The 17741-nt window shown below is 69.6% G+C and carries 19 protein-coding genes; 8 read left to right on the top strand and 11 right to left on the bottom strand.

All coding sequences use genetic code 11. The features are described 5' to 3' along the window. Nucleotides 1-420 (bottom strand): acyl-CoA dehydrogenase family protein (locus ACWDBB_RS05410; protein WP_449788292.1); only part of this gene is annotated, 420 nt, incomplete at its 3' end. Nucleotides 421-638: 218 nt separating this feature from the next. Here ACWDBB_RS05410 and ACWDBB_RS05405 point away from each other — a divergent pair. Next, a complete protein-coding gene (locus tag ACWDBB_RS05405; protein WP_449788291.1) occupies nucleotides 639-1976 on the top strand; it encodes a UDP-glucose dehydrogenase family protein in 1338 nt (445 codons plus the stop codon). Between the two features lie 23 nt (nucleotides 1977-1999). Here the strand turns inward: ACWDBB_RS05405 and ACWDBB_RS05400 are convergent, their stop codons facing one another. The 4 genes from ACWDBB_RS05400 to ACWDBB_RS05385 all read right to left on the bottom strand — a co-directional run bounded on the left by ACWDBB_RS05400 (nucleotide 2000) and on the right by ACWDBB_RS05385 (nucleotide 5492). Further along, nucleotides 2000-2425 (bottom strand): CoA-binding protein, encoded by a 426-nt coding sequence (locus ACWDBB_RS05400; protein WP_449788290.1) that lies wholly within the window; start codon nucleotides 2423-2425, stop codon nucleotides 2000-2002. 164 nt (nucleotides 2426-2589) lie between these two features. Next, nucleotides 2590-3798: a dipeptidase gene (locus ACWDBB_RS05395; protein ID WP_449788289.1), complete on the bottom strand. Its 1209-nt coding sequence runs from the start codon at nucleotides 3796-3798 to the stop codon at nucleotides 2590-2592. Between the two features lie 33 nt (nucleotides 3799-3831). Then, nucleotides 3832-4356, bottom strand: coding sequence for a 5-(carboxyamino)imidazole ribonucleotide mutase (gene purE / locus ACWDBB_RS05390; RefSeq protein ID WP_402410232.1), 525 nt, complete (start codon nucleotides 4354-4356; stop codon nucleotides 3832-3834). Continuing rightward, the gene (locus ACWDBB_RS05385) at nucleotides 4353-5492 is read right to left on the bottom strand and encodes a 5-(carboxyamino)imidazole ribonucleotide synthase (protein ID WP_392867009.1); all 1140 of its coding nucleotides are present in this window, start codon (nucleotides 5490-5492) and stop codon (nucleotides 4353-4355) included. The genes purE and ACWDBB_RS05385 overlap by 4 nt, the downstream gene beginning before the upstream one ends. 325 nt (nucleotides 5493-5817) lie before the next feature. Between ACWDBB_RS05385 and ACWDBB_RS05380 the strand changes: the two genes are divergently transcribed. Then, nucleotides 5818-6297 (top strand): GtrA family protein, encoded by a 480-nt coding sequence (locus ACWDBB_RS05380; RefSeq protein ID WP_449788288.1) that lies wholly within the window; start codon nucleotides 5818-5820, stop codon nucleotides 6295-6297. A 44-nt stretch (nucleotides 6298-6341) separates the two neighbouring features. On the opposite strand, the gene ACWDBB_RS05375 is transcribed toward ACWDBB_RS05380, so the two are convergent. Together ACWDBB_RS05375 and ACWDBB_RS05370 are read right to left on the bottom strand one after the other, a co-directional pair. After that, the gene (locus tag ACWDBB_RS05375; protein ID WP_449788287.1) at nucleotides 6342-7586 is read right to left on the bottom strand and encodes an ATP-binding protein; all 1245 of its coding nucleotides are present in this window, start codon (nucleotides 7584-7586) and stop codon (nucleotides 6342-6344) included. Between the two features lie 68 nt (nucleotides 7587-7654). Further along, nucleotides 7655-8329 (bottom strand): response regulator transcription factor, encoded by a 675-nt coding sequence (locus ACWDBB_RS05370; protein ID WP_392867016.1) that lies wholly within the window; start codon nucleotides 8327-8329, stop codon nucleotides 7655-7657. Nucleotides 8330-8658: 329 nt separating this feature from the next. Here ACWDBB_RS05370 and ACWDBB_RS05365 point away from each other — a divergent pair, with 329 nt between their 5' ends. Next, nucleotides 8659-10182, top strand: a complete 1524-nt coding sequence (locus ACWDBB_RS05365) for a peptide MFS transporter (RefSeq protein ID WP_449788286.1) — start codon at nucleotides 8659-8661, stop codon at nucleotides 10180-10182. 199 nt (nucleotides 10183-10381) lie between these two features. Then, the gene (locus ACWDBB_RS05360) at nucleotides 10382-12409 is read left to right on the top strand and encodes a prolyl oligopeptidase family serine peptidase (RefSeq protein WP_449788285.1); all 2028 of its coding nucleotides are present in this window, start codon (nucleotides 10382-10384) and stop codon (nucleotides 12407-12409) included. A gap of 286 nt (nucleotides 12410-12695) precedes the next feature. Here the strand turns inward: ACWDBB_RS05360 and ACWDBB_RS05355 are convergent, their stop codons facing one another. Together ACWDBB_RS05355 and ACWDBB_RS05350 are read right to left on the bottom strand one after the other, a co-directional pair. After that, a complete protein-coding gene (locus ACWDBB_RS05355) occupies nucleotides 12696-13220 on the bottom strand; it encodes a DUF6879 family protein (protein ID WP_449788284.1) in 525 nt (174 codons plus the stop codon). Next, nucleotides 13204-13401, bottom strand: a complete 198-nt coding sequence (locus ACWDBB_RS05350; protein WP_449788283.1) for a hypothetical protein — start codon at nucleotides 13399-13401, stop codon at nucleotides 13204-13206. Before ACWDBB_RS05350 ends, ACWDBB_RS05355 begins: the two co-directional genes overlap by 17 nt. A 579-nt stretch (nucleotides 13402-13980) precedes the next feature. Between ACWDBB_RS05350 and ACWDBB_RS05345 the strand changes: the two genes are divergently transcribed. After that, complete coding sequence (locus ACWDBB_RS05345) at nucleotides 13981-14652, top strand: pentapeptide repeat-containing protein (RefSeq protein ID WP_449788282.1); 672 nt, start codon at nucleotides 13981-13983, stop codon at nucleotides 14650-14652. Here ACWDBB_RS05345 and ACWDBB_RS05340 read toward each other — a convergent pair. Further along, nucleotides 14649-15515: an aKG-HExxH-type peptide beta-hydroxylase gene (locus tag ACWDBB_RS05340; protein WP_449788281.1), complete on the bottom strand. Its 867-nt coding sequence runs from the start codon at nucleotides 15513-15515 to the stop codon at nucleotides 14649-14651. The two genes, ACWDBB_RS05345 and ACWDBB_RS05340, sit on opposite strands and share 4 nt — an antisense overlap. 99 nt (nucleotides 15516-15614) lie before the next feature. Beyond that, on the bottom strand, nucleotides 15615-15761 hold the full coding sequence (locus ACWDBB_RS05335; RefSeq protein WP_449788280.1) for a hypothetical protein: 147 nt from the start codon (nucleotides 15759-15761) through the stop codon (nucleotides 15615-15617). 366 nt (nucleotides 15762-16127) lie between these two features. Here ACWDBB_RS05335 and ACWDBB_RS05330 point away from each other — a divergent pair, with 366 nt between their 5' ends. From ACWDBB_RS05330 to ACWDBB_RS05320, 3 genes are read left to right on the top strand one after another with little or no spacing between them, the layout of a single operon-like run. Continuing rightward, nucleotides 16128-16382, top strand: a complete 255-nt coding sequence (locus ACWDBB_RS05330; RefSeq protein ID WP_449788279.1) for a hypothetical protein — start codon at nucleotides 16128-16130, stop codon at nucleotides 16380-16382. Next, entirely contained in the window at nucleotides 16354-16869 is a 516-nt protein-coding gene (locus ACWDBB_RS05325; protein WP_449788278.1) for a DUF6879 family protein, read from the top strand. The genes ACWDBB_RS05330 and ACWDBB_RS05325 overlap by 29 nt, the downstream gene beginning before the upstream one ends. Before the next feature lie 14 nt (nucleotides 16870-16883). After that, nucleotides 16884-17732: a helix-turn-helix domain-containing protein gene (locus ACWDBB_RS05320; protein ID WP_449788277.1), complete on the top strand. Its 849-nt coding sequence runs from the start codon at nucleotides 16884-16886 to the stop codon at nucleotides 17730-17732. The last annotated feature ends 9 nt before the right edge of the window (nucleotides 17733-17741 follow it).

Genomic DNA, 17741 nt, shown 5'->3' with positions numbered 1-17741 from the left:
ACCCGCCTCCGGCTCCGACAGGCAGTACGAGAACATCCCCTCACCACGCGCCAACGCCCCCAGGTACCGCGCCTTCAGCTCCTCCGAACCCGACAACTGCACCGGCAGCGACCCCAGCTTGTTCACCGCCGGGATCAACGAGGACGACGCACACACCCGCGCCACCTCCTCGATCACGATCACCGTCGCCAGCGCGTCCGCCCCCGCACCCCCGTACTCCTCCGGCACGTGCACCGCGTGCAGGTCACTGCCCTGCAACGCGTCCAACGCCTCCTGCGGGAACCGCCCCTGCTCGTCCACCTCCGCCGCGAACGGAGCGATCTTCGCCTCGGCCAGCGAACGCACCGCCTCACGGAGCATCTCGTGCTCCTCGGAGATCCGGAAGAGATCGAAGTCAGCCGCCCCTGCGCTGCCCGCCATGATGCCTGCCTCGTCGTTCAGTGACCAACGCCCGAGCGAGGTCCGATCGACGCCCGGTGCGAGTCGAATCCGCGGTTAACTACCGTTCAGTAGAGATCCTAGGGCGCGGGCCTGCGGCTGCCTAGCGTCCCAGCCGTGCAGGTGATCCGTGTGAGCTCCCCGCGGACGGATAGCATCAGGGCATCTGTACTGGTCGCGTCCGCATCCAAGGAGAACCCGTGACCCTCCGCATCTCCGTGATCGGCACCGGCTACCTCGGCGCCACGCACGCCGCCGCGATGGCCGAGTTCGGCTTCGAGGTGTTGGGTCTGGACATCGACCCGGACAAGATCGCCATGCTGACCGCGGGCCGCGTCCCGATGTACGAGCCCGGGCTGTCCGAACTGCTGCTCAAGCACGTGGCCGGGCACGAGGGTTCGACCGGACGACTGCGCTTCACCACCTCCGCCCAGGAGGCCGCCGAGTTCGGCGACGTGCACTTCGTCTGCGTCAACACCCCTCAGCGCAAGGGCGAGTTCGCGGCCGACATGTCGTACGTCGACACCGCGATCGACGAGCTCGCGCCGCACCTGACCCGCCCCGCCCTGGTGGTCGGCAAGTCCACCGTCCCGGTCGGCTCGGCGGCCCGGCTGGCCGAGCGGCTGGCCGCGCTGGCACCGGTCGGCGAGGGCGCCGAACTCGCCTGGAACCCGGAATTCCTGCGCGAGGGCTTCGCCGTGCAGGACACCCTGCGGCCGGACCGGATCGTGGTCGGCGCCCAGAGCGAGCGGGCCGAGCGGCTGCTGCGCGAGGTGTACGCGGAGCCGATCGCGGCCGGGGTGCCGTTCATGATCACCGACTTCGCGACGGCGGAACTGGTCAAGGCGGCCGCCAACTCCTTCCTGGCCACCAAGATCTCCTTCATCAACGCGATGGCCGAGGTCTGCGAGGCGGCCGGCGCGGACGTCACCCAGCTCAGCAAGGCGCTCGCCTACGACGAGCGGATCGGCGGCAAGTTCCTCAACTCCGGCCTCGGCTTCGGCGGCGGCTGCCTGCCGAAGGACATCCGCGCGTTCATGGCCCGGGCCGGCGAGCTCGGCGCCGACCAGGCTCTGACCTTCCTGCGCGAGGTCGACTCGATCAACATGCGGCGCCGCTCCCGGATGGTGGAGCTGGCCCGCGAGCAGTGCGGCGGCGGCTTCCTGGGCCGCCGGGTCGCCGTCCTCGGCGCCGCCTTCAAGCCCAACTCGGACGACATCCGGGACTCCCCCGCCCTCAACGTGGCCGCCCAGATCCAGCTCCAGGGCGCCCAGGTCACCGTCTACGACCCGAAGGCCGTGGACAACGCCCGCAAGATGTTCCCGTCCCTCACCTACGCCCACTCCGCCCTGGAGGCCGCCGAGGGCGCCCACGTCGTCCTCCACCTCACCGAGTGGTCCGAGTTCCGCGAGCTGGATCCGGCCACCCTCGGCTCCGTGGTCGCCGAGCGCCGCCTGCTCGACGGCCGCAACGTCCTGGACGCCGACGCCTGGCGCGCCGCCGGCTGGACCTACCGCGCCCTGGGCCGCCCGAGCTGAGCGCCCCTCCGCGTTCCCGGGCTCTACCCGAAGCGACCGGCCCGGCCGAGGCGGGGAATCTCGATGGCGGGGCATTTGTCCATCACCATCGAGAGCCCCGAAGCCCGGGTCCGCTCGTACGCGGCTTCGTCGGTCACACCGAGCTGGAACCAGACGGCCTTGGCGCCGATCGCAGCCGCCTGGTCCGCGACCTCACCAGCGAGGTCGGACCGGACGAACACATCCACCACGTCCACCTCGAAGGGGATGTCCGCCAGGGACGCGTACCCCTTCTCGCCGTGCACCGTCTCAGCCTTCGGGTGCACGGGCACGATCCGCTTGCCGAAGCGCTGGAGCACCTCGGCGACGCCGTAGGCCGCTCGTCGCCGGTTGGACGAGAGGCCCACGACGGCCCAGGTGTCCCCTGCCTCGGTCAGGATCCTCCGAACCGTCTCCGGGTCGCCGTACATGCCCTGCCTCCTCGCAGCCGAGAGCCGAGAACTCACCTCACCCCAGCGCCACCGCGATCCCGGCCATTCCCGACCGGGATCCGCACCAGCGGACCAGGGACGCCGGGCCGGCCGTGGTGACGGACCGGTGCCCGGCCGTCGAGATCCCGCGGCTGGGCTGAGGCTCAGCCGTCCAGCCGCGCGATGGTGGCGATGGACGGGCGCCGCTCGGCGCGCAGCCGGGCGGCCACCGACTCGGCGTCGCGCAGGACGCGGACGGCGTTGTGCCAGGTGAGCTTGGCCAGGTCGGCCTCCGACCAGCGGCGGTCGAGGAGTTCGGCGACCAGGTTGGGGTAGCCGGCCACCGAGTCCAGGCCGTCGGGCAGGAAGGCGGTGCCGTCGAAGTCGCCGCCGATGCCGATGTGGTCGATGCCGGCCACCTCGCGCATGTGGTCGAGGTGGTCGGCGACGGTGGCCGGGGTGGCGATCGGGCGCGGGTTGGCGGCCTCGAAGGCGCGCTGGCGCTCCATGGCCGGCGGGGTGGTGTCCAGCGGGTGGAAGCCGTGGGCGCGCATGTTCTCGTCGGCCTCCCGGGTCCACTCGATGGCGGCGGGCAGGATGAACTTCGGCACGAAGGTCGCCATCGCCACGCCGCCGTTGGCGGGCAGCTGGGCGAGCACGTCGTCCGGGATGTTGCGCGGGTGGTCGCAGACCGCGCGCGAGGAGGAGTGCGAGAAGACGACGGGCGCCTCGGTGACCCGCAGGGCGTCGCGCATGGTGTCGGCGGAGACGTGCGAGAGGTCGACCAGCATGCCGAGCCGGTTCATCTCCCGGACGACCTCCTCGCCGAACCGGGTCAGCCCGCCGGCCACGGGCTTGTCGGTCGCGGAGTCCGCCCACGGCACGTTGTCGTTGTGGGTGAGCGTCAGGTACCGCACGCCCAGTTCGTACAGGGCGCGCAGGGTGGCCAGCGAGCAGTCGATGGAGTGGCCGCCCTCGGCGCCCATCAGGGAGGCGATCCGGCCCTCGGCGCGGGCGGCCTCCATGTCGGCGGCGGTACGGGCCAGGCGCAGCCGGTCCGGGTAGCGCTCGACCAGGGCGTGGACGAAGTCGACCTGCTCCAGGGTGGCGCTCACCGCGTGGTCGCCGGCCAGCGAGGAGGGGACGTAGACGGACCAGAACTGCGCGCCGACCCCGCCCTCCGCGAGGCGGGCGAGGTCGGTGTGCAGGCGGTCGCTCTGGTCGGCGGCGAGGTCGAGCGCGCCGAGGTCGTACCCTGCCTGCTCGCGCATCGCCCAGGGGAGGTCGTTGTGGCCGTCCACCACGGGGACGGTGCGCAGCAGGGCGCGGGCGCGGTCGAGCGGGGTGGGGGAGGAGTCCGTCCGAGAAGTCATACGGGCTGTTCTACCCCACCCCCACCGGCGGGATTACTTGCCGAATCCGAAGGAGGAGGAACCGGCCACCTTGGCGCGCAGCTTGGCGCCCTTCTCGGTGGCCTGGTTGTTCAGCTCGGCCTGGAAGTCGGTCATCTTCTCGGTGAGCTCGGGGTCGAAGGCGGCGAGCATCCGCACCGCGAGCAGGCCGGCGTTGCGCGCGCCGGCCACCGAGACGGTCGCCACCGGAACGCCGGCCGGCATCTGGACGATCGACAGCAGGCTGTCCATGCCGTCCAGGTAGCGCAGCGGCACCGGCACGCCGATGACCGGCAGCGGGGTGACGGAGGCGAGCATGCCCGGCAGGTGGGCCGCGCCGCCGGCGCCGGCGATGATCGCCTTCAGTCCGCGCTCGTGGGCCCGCTCGCCGTACGCGACCATCTCGCGGGGCATCCGGTGGGCGGAGACGACGTCCACCTCGTAGGGGACCTCGAACTCGTCGAGCGCCTGGGCGGCGGCCTCCATGACCGGCCAGTCGGAGTCCGAGCCCATCACGATGCCAATGAGCGGAGAGGTCATTCGGTGATCGTTCCTCGCAGGTAGGCGGCCGCGTGGCGGGCGCGCTCGCGGACGTCTTCGAGGTCGTCCCCGAAGACGTTGACGTGGCCGACCTTGCGGCCGGGCTTCACGTCCTTCCCGTACATGTGGATCCGCAGCCCGGGGTCGCGGGCCATGCAGTGCAGGAAGGGGTGGTACATGTCGGGGTAGTCGCCGCCGAGGACGTTGACCATGACGGTCCACCTGGCGCGCGGGCGGGGGTCGCCGAGCGGGAGGTCGAGGACGGCCCGCAGGTGGTTCTCGAACTGCGAGGTGACGGCGCCGTCCTGGGTCCAGTGCCCGGAGTTGTGCGGGCGCATGGCCAGCTCGTTGACCAGGATGCGGCCGTCCCGGGTCTGGAACAGCTCGACGGCGAGGTGGCCGACGATGCCGAGGTCGCCGGCGATCCGCAGGGCGAGCTGCTGGGCCTCGTCGGACAGGGCCGGGTCGAGGTCCGGCGCGGGGGCGGTGACCTCGGCGCAGACGCCGTTCTCCTGGACGCTCTCCACCACCGGGTAGGCGACGGCCTGGCCACTGGGCGAGCGGACCACGTTGGCGGCCAGCTCGCGGACGAAGTCGACCTTCTCCTCGGCCAGCACCGCGACGCCGGCCAGGAACGGGGCCTGCGCCTGCTCCTCGTCGTCGACGACCCAGACGCCCTTGCCGTCGTAGCCGCCGCGGACGGTCTTCAGGACGACGGGGTAGCCGGAGCCCTCGTTCGCGAAGGCGGTGACGTCGGCCGGGTCGGCGACGATGCGGTGCCGGGGGCAGGGCACGTCGATGGAGTCCAGCTTGGCCCGCATCACGCCCTTGTCCTGGGCGTTGACCAGGGCGTCCGGGCCGGGGCGGACGGCGATGCCGTCGGCCTCCAGGGCCCGTAGGTGCTCGGTGGGGACGTGCTCGTGGTCGAAGGTGATCACGTCGCAGCCGGCGGCGAAGGCGCGCAGGGTGTCGAGGTCGCGGTAGTCACCGAGGACGACGTCGGAGACCACCTGCGCGGCGGAGTCCTGGGGCGTGTCGGCGAGGAGTTTGAACCTGACCCCGAGCGGGATGCCCGCCTGGTGTGCCATGCGGGCCAGCTGCCCGCCACCGATCATGCCCACCACTGGAAAATTCACATTGCCCGGGGAAGTCACGCGGCCCAGGATATCCGGGCCGGTCGGGCGCGGTGGAGCCGCCGGTGGGGCCTCCGGAGCGGACGCGCGTAGATGTCAACCCCCACCCCGGACGGCTGAGCCGTTCGATGGAAGCGGGTAGCCTGAACGGCCAGGTCCTCGTCCGCGCGGTCGGATCATGTGCGTGCACGCAGGGCTCAAGGGGTGTCCCCGGCCCAGTGGGACACCGCTTTTCCCCGCAGGTACATGGAGGCCACCCGGTATGGCGACGACCGCAGCTTCGAACCCCTCGCTCATGCAGAAACTGCGTGGGCTCAGGGGTGAGGTGGTGAAGTTCGCCATAGTCGGCGTGACCGGCGTGATCGTCAACGCCGGGGTCTTCTGGGTCTGCCTCAAGACGACCGGTCCGATCAACTCCTTCTCGGGCTACATCGCCACCAGCGTGGCGATCGGCACCAACTACCTCGGCTACCGCTACTGGCTCTACCGCGACCGGGACGCGGCCTCGCGCAAGCGCGAGATCACCCTCTTCCTGATCTTCAGCGGCATCGGCATGCTGATCGAGAACGGCATCAACGCCTTCTCCGTGCACGTGCTCGGCTACCACTCGCCCACCAGCCAGCTGATCGCCAAGAACGTGATCGGTCTGATCGCCGGCACCACCTTCCGGTTCTTCTCCTACCGGACGTGGGTCTTCAAGGCACTGCCGGAGACCGAGCAGGAGGTCACCGCCGACGGCCGGGAGCTGGCCGCCCAGGCCGAGCTGATGCTGGCCACCGAGCGGATCCGCTACGCCCAGGCCGAGTAGCCGCCCCTCCCCTCCCCGCCGGCCCTCGTGGCCAGCCCTCGTCGTCAGTCCTCGTGGCTGCGCCCGAGGAAGAGCGCGAACACCGGCGGCTTCAGCGAGAGCAGTTCGAGCCGCCCGCCGTCCGCCTCCGCGAGGTCGCGGGCGACGGCCAGCCCGATGCCGGTGGAGTTGCGCCCGCTGACCGCGCGTTCGAACACCCGGTTGCCGAGGTCCGGCGGCACTCCCGCGCCCTGGTCCTGGACCTCGACCACCACCGAGGTGCCGGACGGCCGTACCCGCAGGGTGATCGTCCCGGCGCCGTGCATCAGCGAGTTCTCGATCAGGGTGGCCAGCACCTGGGCCACCGTCCCCGGGGTGCCGACCGCGGTGACCCCGTGCAGCCCCTCCAGGGAGAGCACCCGGCTCTGTTCCCGCAGCGTCGGGCCCCACTCCTCCACCTGCTGCTTGATCACCTCGTCGAGGTCGAAGGCGACGGCGGTGGGGCTGCGCGGGTCGCGCTGGGTGGTGAGCAGCCGCTGGACCACGTCGGTGAGCCGCTCGACCTGCTGGAGGGCGATGGTCGCCTCCTCCTTGACCGTCTCCGGCTCCTCGGCGAGGGCGGTGATCTCCTCCAGCCGCATGGAGAGCGCGGTGAGCGGGGTGCGCAGCTGGTGCGAGGCGTCGGCGGCGAGCCGACGCTCGGCGGTGAGCATCCGGGCGATCCGCTCGGCGCTGGTGTCCAGCACCTCGGCGACCCGGTCGAGTTCGGGCACCCCGTAGCGGCGGTCGCGCGGGCGCGGGTCGCCGGAGCCGAGCCGCTCGGCGGTCTCGGCGAGGTCGGTGAGCGGCCGGGCGAGCCGCTTGGCCTGCCAGACGGCGAGCGCCACCGCGGCCTGGACGGCCAGCAGGGCGACCACGCCGAGCAGCAGCAGGTTGTTGGCGATCTCGTGGTCGACGTCCTCGCGGGACTGCTCGACGGTGACGGTCTCGCCGCTGTTGCCGCGCTCGACGGCCTTCAGCAGGTGGTTCCCGGCCGGGCGCTCGCCCGCGGAGACCACCGGCTGACCGGGCACCTGCACCTCGACGTAGCTGCCCTCGGTGACCTGGCTCTCGAAGGCCCGCCCGGTGACCGGCTCCCCCGCGGCGAGCCGGCTCTCGACCAGGGCGAGCACCCGGACGGCGGCCGCGTCCACCCGGTCCTGGGCCGAGTTGACGATGGTCCGCTTCTCGACCAGGGCGATCGGCACGCAGAACACCACGACCACCACCAGGACGACGCCCAGCAGCGAGTTGATCATCCGGCGTTTCACGCTGCCGCTCCCCGAGGTGTTCCGCTGCCGCGGGCCGAGGGCCCGCTGGGGCCCGATGTCGTCAGGCGCTAATTCTTCTCGAACCGGAACCCGACTCCGCGCACGGTGGCGATGTAGCGCGGGTTCGCCGCGTCGTCGCCGAGCTTCTTGCGGAGCCAGGAGATGTGCATGTCCAGCGTCTTGGTGGAGGTCCACCAGGTGGTGTCCCAGACCTGCCGCATGATCTCCTCGCGGGTGACCACCCGGCCGGCGTCCCGGACCAGGACCCGCAGGAGCTCGAACTCCTTGGCGGAGAGGGTGAGTTCCTCGTCGCCGAGCCAGGCCCGGTGGGACTCGATGTCGATCTTCACCCCGTGCGCGCCGGTGGTGAGCTGGTCGACGTTGCCGCGGCGGAGCAGGGCCCGGACGCGGGCGAGCAGTTCGGCCAGGCGGAAGGGCTTGGTGACGTAGTCGTCGGCGCCGGCGTCCAGGCCGACCACGGTGTCCACCTCGTCGGCGCGGGCGGTGAGCACCAGGACGGGGCAGCTCTTGCCGTCGGCGCGCAGGCGACGGCAGACCTCCAGGCCGTCCATCTCGGGCAGGCCGAGGTCCAGGACGACGAGGTCGACCTCCTCGGTGAGGCCGGCGGACAGTGCGGTCGGACCGTCCTCGCGGACGAGCACCTCATAGCCCTCGCGTCGCAGGGCCCGGGCGAGCGGTTCGGAGATCGCCGGATCGTCCTCGGCGAGCAGCACACAGGTCATGTGGTGATGGTAGTCCGCCCGGGTAAGGCCGTACGCCCTGTGAGGTAGTTCACAGAGCGTGATCGTTATACAAGTCCTTGATCACGCCCAACACGCCAGGGCGGACCGGCCGTTCAGCGAAGAATCCTTGCCTGCATCTTGAATCCGAAGGAAGACACGCCCATCTACCATCGATAGATCGGGAAGATCTGTTGCCAACATGGCCATTCCCACATCTGATTCAAGGCTTTTGTCATCTGATAAAGCCAAATGTCGCCACGTAGAGTGGTTTCGTCCACGTCCGCCGCCACCCCCCTAGGCGGACGCTGTCAGGCAAGGAACAACTACTCATGGCGTCGAAGACCCTGGACGCCGACAAGACGTCGGCATCTCCCAGCGGCAAGACCTTCCTCGGTCACCCCCGAGGTCTCGCCACCCTGTTCATGACCGAGATGTGGGAGCGCTTCTCCTACTACGGCATGCGCGCCCTGCTGATCTACTACCTGGTCTCCGGTGGCGCCGACGCCGCCGTGGGCAGCCAGGGCGGCGGCCTCGCCATGACGGCGACGACGGCGACGGCGATCTACTCCGTCTACGTCTCGATGGTCTACCTCATGGCCTACCCCGGCGGCTGGTTCGGTGACCGGGTCTGGGGCGCCCGCAAGACGGTCGCCATCGCCGGGTTCGTGATCATGTCCGGCCACATCGCGCTGGCGATCCCCGGCCAGGCCGCGTTCTTCCTCGGCCTGCTCATGGTCGCGCTCGGCTCCGGGCTGCTGAAGGCCAACATCTCCACGATGGTCGGCCAGCTCTACAACGGCCCCGAGGACCCGCGCCGCGACGGTGGCTTCACGGTCTTCTACATGAGCATCAACCTCGGTGCCTTCGTCGCCCCGTTCGTCATCGGGACGATCGGCAAGGAGTACAACTGGCACCTGGGCTTCGGGCTGGCCGCCGTCGGCATGGCCGTCGGCCTGGTGCAGTTCCTGCTGGGCAGCCGCCACCTGAGCCCCACGAGCAGCAAGGTCCCCAACCCGCTGCAGCCCGCGGAGCGCAACAGCCTGCTGGTGAAGGCCGGCCTCACGGTCGTCGGCGCGGCCGTGTTCTACGCCGCCATCGTCGCGATGGGCGTCTACACGCTGAACTGGGCCCTCGTCCCGCTGACCCTGGCCGGTCTGCTCATCCCGATCACCGTGCTGATCCGGATCAAGCGCGACAAGAGCCTGAGCGCCGGCGAGCAGTCCAAGATGTCCGCCTACATCTGGTTCTTCGCCGCGGCCGCCATCTTCTGGATGATCTACGACCAGGGCGGTTCGACCCTCTCCCTGTTCGCGGACAAGAAGACCGCGGACAACCTGTTCGGCTTCGGCTTCTCGGCCACCTGGTACCAGTCGCTGAACCCGCTGTTCGTGATGGCGCTCGCGCCGGTGTTCGCCTGGCTGTGGCTGTGGCTCTCCCGCCGCGACAAGGAGCCGAACACGATCGTGAAGTTCTCGATCGGCCTGCTCCTGGTCGGCGCCTCGTTCTTCATCTTCATCGTCCCGATGACCATGGCGGACAACGGCACCATGGTCTCGCCGCTGTGGCTGGTCTCGATCTACCTGATCCAGACCATCGGCGAGCTGTGCCTCTCCCCGGTCGGCCTCTCGGTCACCACCAAGATGGCGCCGCAGAAGTACGCCTCCCAGATGATGGGCGTCTGGTTCCTCGCCGTCACCGCCGGTGACTGCACCACCAGCCTGCTCTCGCTGGCCGGCATCAGCCTCGACGGCACCGGCATCATCGCGATGCAGGCGTCGCTCGCGGTCCTCGCCGGACTCGCCATCTTCGGGTACCGCAAGCGGGTCCAGGCCCTCATGGGCGACGTGCACTGACCGACCCGCCTCCGGCTCACGACTCCGGGGCCGCCGTGGATTCCTGAGATCCACGGCGGCCCCGGTCGTCTTTTCCGGCCCGGCGCCCGGGCATCGGGTGCTCGGACCTCGGGTGCCCGGGCGTCGGGTGCTCGGGCGTCGGGTGCTCGGACGTCGGAGGCTCGACAGGGCCCCGGCGGCCGTGCCTATGGTGCCCGGCATGACGACCCCCTCCTTACCCCGTCAGCTGGCCCGCACCCGGCGGTTCACCCTCGGCGTCCCCGTCCAGCCGGAGCCCTCGCCGGACGGCACCACCGTGCTCTTCCTGCGCGGCCGGACCGGCACCGACCCGCTCGCCTGCCTCTGGGCCCTGGACACCGCCACCGGCGCGGAACGGCTGGTCGCCGACCCGGCCGCCCTCGGCGCCGACGAGGGCATCGCCGCGTACAGCACCGACGCCGCCGGGACGCTCGCCGCCTTCGCCCTGGCCGGCGCCCTGTGGCTGGCCGACACCGCCGACGGCACCGTCCGCGCCGTCCCCGTGCCCGGCCCGCCGCGGGACCCCAGGCTCGACCCGACCGGCCGCCGGATCGCCTACGTCCTCGGCGGCGCCCTGCGGGTGGTCGGCGCCGACGGCACGGACGACCGCCCGCTCGCCGAACCCGAGGCCGAGGACGTCGCCTACGGGCTCGCCGAGTACGTCGCCGCCGCGGAGATGTACCGCGACCGCGGCCACTGGTGGTCCCCCGACGGCACCGCACTGCTGGCCACCCGGGTCGACGACCGCCCGCTCACCCGCCTCTTCCTCGCCGACCCCTCCGACCCGCACCACCCACCGCTCGCCGTCCGCTACCCGCTGGCCGGCACCGCCAACGCCGAGGTCTCGCTGCGGCTGCTCGGCCTCGACGGCACGGACACCGAGGTCCGCTGGGACCGCGCCGCCTTCGAGTACCTCACCGCCGCCGGCTGGGACGCCCACGGCCCGTACGCCGCCGTGCAGAGCCGCGACCAGCGCACCGTCCGCACCCTGGCGATCGGACCGAACGGCGCCACCCGGGTGCTGGACGAACGGCGGGACCCGCACTGGATCGAACTGCTCCCCGGCCTGCCGGCCCGCACCGCGGGCGGCGCCCTGGTGGACACCGCCGACCTGGGCGACACCCGGCACCTGACCGTCGACGGCGAGCCGGTCACCCCGCCCGGGCTCCAGTTGCGCGCCGTACTCGGCACGGACGGCGAGCAGGTGCTGTTCACCGCCTCCGACGAGCCCACCGAGACCCACCTGTGGACGTACCGGCCGGACACCGGCCCCCGGCGGCTGAGCGACGGCCCCGGCCTGCACACCGGGGTGCGGCGCGGCGGCACGCTGGTGCTCACCACCCGCTCCCCGGGCCACCCCGGCGGCCGCTCCACCGTCCTGCGCGAGGGCCGCCCGGCGCTCCCGCTCGCCTCCCGCGCCGAGCCGCCGGTCCGCACCGCGGCACCCGAACTGCTCCGGCTCGGCCCGCGCGAACTGCGCGCCGCGCTCTTCCTGCCCGCCGGCCACCGCCCCGGCGACGGCCCGCTGCCCGTCCTGCTCGACCCGTACGGCGGGCCCGCCCTGCAGAAGGTCACCACCGGCGGACTCTGGTGGGACCAGGTCTCCCAGTGGTTCGCCGACCAGGGCTTCGCGGTGCTGGTCGTGGACGGCCGCGGCACCCCCGGACGCGGGCCGCGCTGGGAGAAGGCCGTCTACGGGGACAAGGCCACGCTCCCGCTGGCGGACCAGATCGACGGCCTGCGGGCGGCCGACCGGCTGCGGCCCGGACTGCTCGACCTCGGCCGGGTCGGCATCCGCGGCTGGTCCTACGGCGGCTACCTCGCGGCCCTCGCGGTGCTGCGCCGCCCGGACGTCTTTCACGCCGCCAGCGCCGGGGCCGCCCCCACCGACTGGCGGTTCTACGACACCCACTGGCAGGAGCGCTTCCTCGGCCACCCCGACGAGCACCCCGAGCACTACGACAGCGGCTCGCTGATCGCCGAGGCACCGAAGCTCAGCCGCCCACTGCTGCTGATCCAGGGGCTCGCCGACGACAACGTCCACCCGGCCCACACCCTGCGGCTGTCCGCCGCCCTGCTCGCCGCCGGCCGCCCGCACGAGGTCCTCCCGCTGCGCGCCACCGGCCACCGGCCGACGGACGAGGCGGTGGTGGAGAACCTGCTGTGGCACGAACTGCACTTCCTGCGGCGGTCGTTGGGCATGGCATGATCCGGTCGCCGCGCAGAAGCACCTGAACGCGCAGGAAGTCGGCCCAGCCGACTTCCTGCGCCAGGCAACCGGGCCGACCTGTCCGTGGCCAGGGCCTTCAGCAACGGGCACCTCGCGAACGGTCACGCACGACTCGCCGTCGTCGTCCACTCATCGGGATCGGACCCCGAGTAGGCCGGTGAGCGGAAGGTGCGACGGAAAGCCTCGGGACCGTGCCGCTGGTCGAGCCAGCTCGAAAGACCGAACAAATCGCCGCTGATCATCGCCGCGATGATGAGCCCGGGGTCTATTGCCACCCGTGTTCTTTCACGTAGTCCATGAACGGCACGGACTCGGCCACGGCGATCCGCCGCCATTCCCGGTACTTCTCGACCTCACCCTCGACAAGCACGCGGTTGATCTGCGTCCCGTTGGGCTCGTAGTTCATCAGGACCACAGTTGAGTCATCGAAGGCCCAGAAGTCCTGGTCCGGAAGGCCTGGGTTCGACCTGTCGGTCAGGTCGAGAATGCGGATGTCCTCGCCGGCCTTGGCATGCGGCGCGTAGTACATGAACTCGTACCGCAGATAGTCGCTCAGCGGCCGGGTAACGATGTGCACACGCTGAACCGTGCGACCGGCTGCGGCATGCGCCCTGAGCCTGTCAGTCCAGCCGGACGTGTAGGTATCGGGGTCGATCCGATACCCGTTCAGGAATTCCTCGATCTCTTCGGCCTCTCCCGCGACCTTGTACGCGGGCAGGGTCTCAAGCCGGAACGCCGACCGCGAGAAGCCGTGTAGAACCCTCTGCCAGTCCTCACCATCCAAGAGCACGGATGGCCTCCTTTACGACGTGCTCGGGCAGTTCCACGGCGCCTTCGTGTGCCGGTACCGCCAGCTCTGCGTACGGGTCCCCCTGGAAGACGAGAGTGCCCCGGTCCGTGAGGTAGACGTTCGGGCAGTCTCCGTCCTTGCAGTCGCCGGCGCCGGCGCCGGTGAGCCGCTGGTGAGCCATGGCCAACCCCCTTCAGCTCGGCCTCGGTTGGACCGCCTGGGCGAAACCGTAGGGAAGGGGCACGTGGCCTGTCCACACGGTTCGGGCACTATTCCCGTCCTGGACTAATGATCACGGCCTCGCAGAGCAACTCGGCCCACCTTGCGGCCAGGGCTGAGGAACCGGGCGGGCGTCCCCGGCGGCTCCTTGCGGGGAGTAAGGAGCCGCCGATTAGTGGGGACCACGCTCACTTCAGGCCTACGTGAGGAGGTATGGCGGGCTGCCTGCGCAGGAAGTCGGGCAGGCCGACTTCCTGCTCCCGTGAGCGCCGTCTCTCCTGCATGCAGACCTTCGGAGGGGCGACCCGCAGCGCTCTTCGCCGTAACTGCCACTGGGGGCTCACCGCTCCACTTCGCCCCGTCGAGCCGGCTTGGCTCGACGGGGCGAAGCGACGGAACGATGCGTGGTCTTTGGGTTTTCGGAAGCCCAAATAGCCACAGGACTTCAACGCGCCTGTAGTTTCAACTGCCTTTTTTGATAAGCTAGTTGAGTGCTAGCGTTCGCTTCCTCCGCCCCAACGAATGCTGTGAGGTGCACTTCATGAATCAGGCAATGCCTCGCCTGAAGAACCCCCTGGCTCCGCGATTTCAGGTGGCGCTGCGACCTGCCGAATTGCCCGGCCACGACCTTGGGGACGACGCCACGATCAGGGGTCGGCGCTACAGCGGGCTGAGCCTCGTCGGCCGAGCGGGCGAAGCGGTCGAAGTCGAGCAATGCGCCTTTGAGAACGTCCGATTCACCGGGATGCACCTGGTCCGGTCGGTGCTTGCTCACATCACCTTCGAGACCTGTGACTTCGCCACGGTGCGAACGCAGGACGTATCCATCCTTCGCAGCACGGTGACCGGCTGCCGGCTCACCGGGTCGTCCTGGAGCAACGGCAACTTCCGCGATGTGCTTGTCGAGGGAACCCGGACGGACAGCACGCTGTTCCGCTACGCGAAGTTCAAGACGGTGGTCTTCAGGGACTGCAATCTCTCCCGTGCTGACTTCCAGTTCGCCGAACTCCGCGACATCCGGTTTGAGAAGTGCGACCTCACCGGAGCACAGTTCGCCAACGTCGCCATTCAGTCCGGTGTCAGCTTCGACAACTGCACACTGGTCGACGTCGGAGGCGCCGCACACCTCAAGGGCGCCACTGTGCGAGGCCCAGGATCCATGGAGCTGGCCCTGAGTCTCGCCAGGGAGGCCGGCATCCTGTTCGAGCCCTAAGCGGCGACAGGCAGCTCGTAGTGCGCGAACTCCTGGCCCGAGATCGACCGGATGACTAGGTCGAAGTCGATCGTCTCGGCGAAGGCCGCGAGCTCGCGCACCATCCCCTGGCCGTACGGCGTGAACAGGTCCAGTTTGCCGAGCAGGCCGTCCGTGCACTCGCGGATCGAGTGACGGAACTTGTCCACCAACTCGGTCTCACCCCTCAGGTGCTGCATGAGCATGAGGGGCGGCGCCACCACCGCGCTGTGGAACGCCTTGTCGAGCGGGCGCATCTGCCCGAACTTCACCGCGGACACGACCCGGTGCTCGTCGGCCTCCAGTTCCTTGGCCGGCCTCGTGTAGAGGCGGTACACCATGTCCGCCAGGAAGACGTTCAGGTGCACGGTTTCGTGTACCAGGGACTCGGCGTAGTCGTGGGGCCGCCACTCGTCCCCGGGGCTCATGCTGACCAGGCCCGGAAGCGTCGAACCGGTGCCGCCGCCCTTGTTGGTCGAGCTGAACATCACGACGTCGGTGACCACCAGATCCACGAGCGCCCCGAGGTCAGGGACGAGGCCCCTGGTGTCCAGGAGCGCTGAGGAGAGATCGCGCTTCCACCGCTCCCTCAGGTCGGCCGAAGTGCTCTCCAAGCCCTCGAAGATGTTCTCGAAGGTCCTATTCTCGATCAGGTAGCTACCCCACTCGCTGTCCTCGAAGGACAGCGTGATGCCCTCGCCCTCGACCGGCAGAGGGCGGAGGGCGGAGACAACGCTCCGGTATGCAGCCGGTAGGGCCACTGCGGTCGGCGGGGGCTGCTCGTTGACCGCGCTCACGAGTCGGCCGATCGTCTCACGGGCGTGGTGGATGTTGAGGAATCGCATGGACGTACACTCCTTTGCTGGAATGCTTGGGAACCACGCGCCCGGCCCCAATTGAGGTGGGACCGGGCGCGCGAATACTTCAGACGCTCAGACCGACCGTCAGTTGGTCCAGCCGCCCATCATCGAGGTGTTGTCCTCGCCCAGGAACGCCCGGACGTTGCCCCGGATGGCGTCCGCGGCGCTCTCGTCGAGCGTCACGACCTCGGTCGCCTCGGTGCTCTCGGCGTCGCTGGTGATCACGGACATTGCGATCTCCCTTCACTGGATGGATGGAGCAACCTCCCCGGGAGGGGAGGAACTTGTGGAGGTCGGTGACCCGCATCAGCTGCGTGAGCGGGTGGGCCGTCGGACGGGGCGAACTGGCACTCGACAGGGCGGGCTTCACGTCGCATTCAATGAGCATGCAAGCCGTGATCCGATGGACTCGCCGTAGGTCCCCCCGCCACCTGCTCACCGATACTGGCGAGGCTACGGAGGATGAGGCATCCATCTCTACGAACTTGCATGAGCTTGCACGCCAATTACTCGTCCAGATAGCCATGTTGACTGCACATCCGCTGCTCAGACAAGCTTGTGCAAGCCCGAGCAAGCGCCTAGACCAGGGAGCCGGCCATGGCCGTAGAGTTCGTTGGCATCGACCCCAACACCGATCGGGACCACTGCCCGACCGTGTGGGTGGACCCGGAGGCTCAGGAGATCCTCTTCCAGGGGTGGAACCCGCGCCCCGAGACTCAGGCGGAATGCGAGGGGAGCAGCCCCGCGAACGGATCGGTGCCCGACAATGAGTCCATTGTCAGGCTTCCGGCCCGGATGGTGCCCATGATCAGGGAGGCATGTGATGCCATCGAGCGTGCCCAACTTCGCTGAACTGCTTGAACAGTGCCAGCGATCCGCCGTCCATCTGGAGCTGCGGGACTCATACGCCCCGACGGAGCGGTTCGAGGCATGGCAGCGCGGCGAGCGGATCAACTGGGAGGATCACGAGTCCTGGTGGCATCCCTACGACCAGTTGATCACGGACACCGTGGCTCGGGGTGTGGTCATCCGTCGAGCCCGCATCGTCTCCGAGCCCGTTTCCGAGTACATCCGGTGGGAGCACTACGTCACCCACGCCAATGTCACGGCGGGTGAGGATGTCCGCTGGCTACCACGGCGACGGGCCACGAACATCCCCCTGCCGGGGAACGATTTCTGGCTGTTCGATGGTGCGCTGCTTCGGGTGCACCACTTCTCCGGCGACGGCGCGGTGGTCGAAGACGAGATCACGGAAGACTCGGAAACCGTGAAGCTGTGCGCCACTGCGTTCGAAGCAGTCTGGGAGCGCGCGATCCCGCACCACCTGTACGAAATCTGACGAAAGCCAGCTCCATGTCCGCGCACCCCTCCGAGAGCGTTCAGAAGGCTCGCGAAGCCCTTGCCAGTCGGCTGAGCGAGATTCGGAAGGACGCAGGGATCAGCGGGCGGGAGTTGGCCGTCAGGTGCGGCTGGTCGGAATCGAAGTCATCCCGGATCGAGAACGCCAAGACACCTCCCTCCGACGCCGACATCAGGGCGTGGTGTCAAGGTTGCGACGCCGACGATCAAGTCCTGGACTTGATCGCCGCCAACCGACAGTCCGCCGACGCACATGTGCAGTGGAGGCGACTCCAGCGGAGCGGGCTACGTCGCCTACAGGAGTCCACCGGGGACCTGTACCAGCAGACCAAGATGTTCCGGGCCTATGTCTCCGACGTGATCCCGGGATTCCTTCAGACGCCCAGATACGCCGCCGCCCTGCTGTCGTCCATCGCGGACTTCCGGGGAACCCCGAACGACGTGAGCGATGCCGTAGCCGCCCGCATGAAGCGCAACGCAGTGCTGAGCAATGCCGCTCGACGGTTCTCCTTCGTACTGGAGGAGTCCGTCTTGCGGTACCGCGTGTGCAGCGCGGAGACCATGGCGGCGCAACTCGGCCACCTTCTCGGAGTCATGGATCTTTCCAACGTCGCCGTGGGTATCATCCCATTCGCAGGACAACGGACCGTGTGGCCCATGCCTACGTTCACGATCTTCGATAACGCCAGGGTCCACGCGGACACCCTGGACGCTGCTTCGACACTCACACAGCCCAGCCAGGTCGACCTGTATGCCCGCGCCTTTGACCGGCTCTCGCAGGGGGCAGTGCGGGGCGCAGCGGCGCGTTCGCTGGTAGCGGGTGCCTTGGCCTACCTGGATTGATACTTGGGA

It is taken from the genome of Kitasatospora sp. NPDC001095, from assembly GCF_053598615.1.
Note: the sequence above shows the minus strand (reverse complement) of the source record. Positions and strands in the feature narration are given on the sequence as shown.

Coding starts and splice junctions, on each gene's coding strand:
- ACWDBB_RS05400 (WP_449788290.1), bottom strand. CDS start 2,425: ATGTACGGCGACCCGGAGACGGTTCGGAGGATCCTGACCGAGGCAGGG.
- ACWDBB_RS05395 (WP_449788289.1), bottom strand. CDS start 3,798: ATGACTTCTCGGACGGACTCCTCCCCCACCCCGCTCGACCGCGCCCGC.
- purE (WP_402410232.1), bottom strand. CDS start 4,356: ATGACCTCTCCGCTCATTGGCATCGTGATGGGCTCGGACTCCGACTGG.
- ACWDBB_RS05370 (WP_392867016.1), bottom strand. CDS start 8,329: ATGACCTGTGTGCTGCTCGCCGAGGACGATCCGGCGATCTCCGAACCG.
- ACWDBB_RS05365 (WP_449788286.1), top strand. CDS start 8,659: ATGGCGTCGAAGACCCTGGACGCCGACAAGACGTCGGCATCTCCCAGC.
- ACWDBB_RS05360 (WP_449788285.1), top strand. CDS start 10,382: ATGACGACCCCCTCCTTACCCCGTCAGCTGGCCCGCACCCGGCGGTTC.
- ACWDBB_RS05350 (WP_449788283.1), bottom strand. CDS start 13,401: ATGGCTCACCAGCGGCTCACCGGCGCCGGCGCCGGCGACTGCAAGGAC.
- ACWDBB_RS05345 (WP_449788282.1), top strand. CDS start 13,981: ATGAATCAGGCAATGCCTCGCCTGAAGAACCCCCTGGCTCCGCGATTT.
- ACWDBB_RS05340 (WP_449788281.1), bottom strand. CDS start 15,515: ATGCGATTCCTCAACATCCACCACGCCCGTGAGACGATCGGCCGACTC.
- ACWDBB_RS05335 (WP_449788280.1), bottom strand. CDS start 15,761: ATGTCCGTGATCACCAGCGACGCCGAGAGCACCGAGGCGACCGAGGTC.
- ACWDBB_RS05330 (WP_449788279.1), top strand. CDS start 16,128: ATGGCCGTAGAGTTCGTTGGCATCGACCCCAACACCGATCGGGACCAC.
- ACWDBB_RS05325 (WP_449788278.1), top strand. CDS start 16,354: ATGCCATCGAGCGTGCCCAACTTCGCTGAACTGCTTGAACAGTGCCAG.
- ACWDBB_RS05320 (WP_449788277.1), top strand. CDS start 16,884: ATGTCCGCGCACCCCTCCGAGAGCGTTCAGAAGGCTCGCGAAGCCCTT.